At 74.1% G+C, this 3,757-nt stretch carries 3 protein-coding genes; 2 read left to right on the top strand and 1 reads right to left on the bottom strand.

From position 1 onward, the window contains the following. Positions 1-181: 181 nt before the first annotated feature. On the bottom strand, positions 182-1,162 hold the full coding sequence (locus tag WG212_RS13950; protein ID WP_337187714.1) for an AraC family transcriptional regulator: 981 nt from the start codon (positions 1,160-1,162) through the stop codon (positions 182-184). A gap of 82 nt (positions 1,163-1,244) precedes the next feature. Here WG212_RS13950 and WG212_RS13945 point away from each other — a divergent pair, with 82 nt between their 5' ends. Both WG212_RS13945 and WG212_RS13940 read left to right on the top strand, forming a co-directional pair. Next, on the top strand, positions 1,245-2,213 hold the full coding sequence (locus WG212_RS13945; protein WP_337187713.1) for an SDR family NAD(P)-dependent oxidoreductase: 969 nt from the start codon (positions 1,245-1,247) through the stop codon (positions 2,211-2,213). Positions 2,214-2,346: 133 nt separating this feature from the next. Further along, on the top strand, positions 2,347-3,757 hold a 1,411-nt coding region (locus WG212_RS13940), incomplete at its 3' end, for an ATP-binding cassette domain-containing protein (RefSeq protein ID WP_337187712.1).

Raw genomic sequence — 3,757 nt, 5'->3', positions numbered from 1 at the left:
GCCGCCGCCGTGGCCGGCGCGGCGGGCTGGGCCCCGGCGGTCAGGGGCGCTGCGGTCAGCGCCGCGGCCAGAAGAGCCGGAAGGCGGTGGGTCAAGGTCGATCTCCCCTATGGAACCGACCGTCAGAACCCCTTCAGAACGCTTTGGTTTCCGGACTCACGAGAACGTCAGTCGGTCGGCGTCACGGCGCGCTGACGCCCTCCGGCATGGCCGCGTCGCGGCGGAGGCGCTGGGCGTCCCGCGCGGGCGGCGACCCGAACAGCCGGGCGTACTCGCGGCTGAACTGGGAGGCGCTCTCGTAGCCGACGGCGTAGCCGGCCCGGGCGGCGTCGGGCTCGGCGATGAGCAGGCTGCGGGCATGCTGCAGCCGGAGCGTCTTCTGGAACTGGAGCGGGCTCATCGCGGTGGCCGCCTTGAAGTGGCGATGGAAGGTGGCGACGCTCATCCCGGCCAGGCGGGCGAGATGCTCCACCCGCAGGGGCTGGCTGTAGTGCTCGCGGATCCAGGCGATGGCCCGGCGCACCTGCGACAGGCGGCTGTCGGCGGCCGCGATCTGGCGCAGCATGCGCGCCTGCGGGCCCTGGAGCAGGCGGTACAGGATCTCGCGCTCCAGCATGGGCGCCAGCACGGGGATGTCGGCCGGGCGGTCGAGGAGCCGCAGCAGCCGCAGCCAGGCGTCGGCGAGGTCGGGCGTCATCGGGCAGACGTCGAAGCCGAAGGGCGTGGGCTCCATCGCAACGCCGTCCACCTGCGGCAGCAGCCCGGCCAGGATCGCACGGTCCAGCCCGAGGGAGACCGCGCGGTACGGCCGCTGCGCACTGGCTTCGATCACCCCGCTGGTCACGGGTATCTCCACCGAGCCGATGGCGTAGCTGGCCGGATCGTAGCGGAGGCGGCGGTCGCCGATGGTCACCGCCTTGGCGCCCTGGATCACGACGCAGAGCATCGGCTCGTACAGCACCGGCTGGAGGGTCGTCCGCGCGAAGCTCTGGAACAGCGACACCCGCGGCACAGGCGTCTGCCGGCGCGCGCCGAAGGTGTGCCTTGCAGCGAGGTCGCCCATCTCGGCCAGGATGTCGTGCATGACGACATGATCGGATCGCGGCAGCGCGGCCGCAAGGGGCGTGGACGCCTCCACGGCGGGGTTGAGAGGATCGGGCAAGACTTCGCGACGAACGGGCGCGCGGCGAACGCCGTGCGGCCCCAGATGGAAGCCAGGCGAAACTCCGGAAGAAAGACGAACTATGACCAACACCACCAAGGCCTTCGGCGCCCAGTCCACCACCGACGAGGTCCTGGACGGCGTCGACCTCTCCGGCCGGCGGATCCTCGTCACCGGCGTGTCGGCGGGCCTGGGCGTCGAGACCGCCCGCGCGCTCGCGGCCCGCGGGGCGCACGTGGTCGGCGCTGCGCGCGACCTCGACAAGGCCCGCAAGGCCACGGAGACGGTGCGGGCCGGCGCCGCCAACGGCGGCGGGCTGGAGCTGATCGAACTGGACCTCGCGTCGCTGGCCAGCGTCCGCGCCTGCGCCGACGCCCTGGTCGCCCGCGGCGAGGCCTTCGATCTCGTCATCGCCAACGCCGGGGTCATGGCGCCGCCGTTCGGCAAGACCGCCGACGGGTTCGAGACCCAGTTCGGCACGAACCACCTGGGCCACTTCGTGCTGGTCAACCGCATCGCGGGGTTGCTGGGGCCGGGCGCGCGGCTCGTGAACCTGTCGTCGGCGGGGCACCGCTTCTCGGACGTGGACCTGGACGACCCGAACTTCGATCGCACGCCGTATGCCGAGTTCGTGGCCTATGGGCGCTCGAAGACGGCCAACATCCACTTCGCCGTCGAGTTCGACCGGCGACACCGGGCGCGAGGCGTCCGCGCCACGGCGGTCCATCCCGGCGGCATCCAGACCGAACTCGGCCGTCACATGACCCAGGAGACGATGGACGCCCTGGTGGCCAACATGCGCAACGCCGGCGGGCAGGAATTCTCGTGGAAGACCATCCCGCAAGGGGCGGCCACCAGCGTGTGGGCGGGCGTGGTCGCGCCCGCCGAGGCGGTCGGCGGGCGCTATTGCGAGGACTGCCACGCGGCTGAGATCGTGGACGGGGAGGGGCTCCGGGGTGGCGTCCGCCCCTATGCCCTAGATCCGGACCGGGCCCGCGCGCTCTGGGCCCTGAGCGAGGCGATGGTCGGCGAGACCTTCCCCGAGGCGTAGGGCGTCGGCGGCGCCCGCTTGCGGGCGGGCGCCGGCTCTCCTAGATACCGCCCTCGCACGAGGAGCAGGCCGATGCGGCGCGCGCTGGACAACCCGATCACCCCGAACGTCCACGCCGCGATGACCTCCTCCCATGCCTGCCTTCGTCATCCTCGACGGTCTCAGCTACGCGACGCCTGACGGCCGCGTCCTCTTCGACAACCTGACCCTGGCCTTCGGGCCCGAGCGCACGGGCCTCGTGGGCCGCAACGGCGTGGGCAAGTCCACGCTGCTGCGGCTGATCCTGGGCGAGCTCTCACCGTCGGCCGGGGCGGTGAGCGTGCGCGGCCGGCTGGGCGTGCTGCGCCAGGCGTTCCAGCCGCCGCCCGGCGCGACCGTGGCCGCCCTGCTGGGGGTCGAGGCCGCGCTCGCCCGCCTGCGCCGCATCGAAGCCGGGGAGGGGACCGAAGCCGACCTCGCCGAGATCGACTGGAGCCTGGAGGCCCGTCTCGATGCGGCCCTGGCGGACGTGGGCCTGGCCGGTCTCGCCCTCGACCGCCCCGCCGCCGCGCTGAGCGGCGGCCAGGTGACGCGGGCGGCCCTGGCCGGCCTGATGGCCGCTGGGCCCGACCTGCTGGTGCTGGACGAGCCCACCAACAACCTCGACGCCGAGGCGCGCGGCCTGGTCGCCCGGGCGCTTGCACAGTGGAAGGGCGGCGCCATCGTCGTCAGCCACGACCGCGCCCTGCTTCGCGGCATGGACAGGATCGTGGAGCTTTCCCCGCTGGGCGCACAGGTCTACGGCGGCGGCTACGATCTGTATGTCGCGCGCAAGAACGAGATGGAGGCCGCCGCCGCCCGGGACATGGCGGAGGCCGGCAAGGCGGCCGCCCGGGTGGCGCGCGAGGTCCAGCAAGCGGCCGAGCGCAAGGCCCGCCGCGACGCCGCCGGGCGGCGCGCCCGTGCGAGGGGCGATGCGCCCAAGCTGCTTCTCGACGCCCGCGCCGAGCGCGCGGAGGACAGCGGCGGCCGAGAACGCCGCCTGGCCGAGAAGCTGACGGCCGCCGCGGCGGAAACCCTGGCCACGGCCGAGTCCCGTGTCGAACGCGTCCGCGCGCTGGCCTTCGAGCTGCCGCCGTCGGGCCTGCCGGCGGGCCGGTCTGTCCTGGCGTTCGAGGAGGCCGGCTTCGCCTGGCCCGGCGCGGCGGCCCGACCCTCGGGCCTGAGCTTCCGCCTGGACGGTCCCGAGCGGGTGGCGATCGTGGGGCCCAACGGCGCCGGCAAGACCACGGCGCTGAGGCTGGCGGCCGGCGAGCTGGAACCCACCGCCGGGCAGGTCCGCCGGGGCGTGCGCGCCGCGTTCCTCGATCAGCAGACGGCCCTGCTGGGCGATGACGTCACCCTGGTCGCGGCGTTCCGCCGACTCAATCCGGCGCTGGGCGAGAACGCCGCCCGCGCGGCCCTGGCGCGCTTCCTGTTCCGCAACACCGCCGCCGACAAACCCGTCGCGGCCCTGAGTGGCGGCGAGCGCCTGCGCGCGGCGCTCGCCTGCGTGCTCAGGGGCG

The sequence above is a fragment of the Phenylobacterium sp. genome, from assembly GCF_037189685.1.
In the GTDB taxonomy this organism is placed as follows: Bacteria; Pseudomonadota; Alphaproteobacteria; order Caulobacterales; family Caulobacteraceae; genus Phenylobacterium.
This window is presented reverse-complemented; position numbering and strand designations above follow the sequence as displayed.

What these genes read in the sequence shown, in the direction of transcription:
- WG212_RS13945 (WP_337187713.1), top strand. Translation starts at nt 1,245, where the DNA reads ATGACCAACACCACCAAGGCCTTCGGCGCCCAGTCCACCACCGACGAG.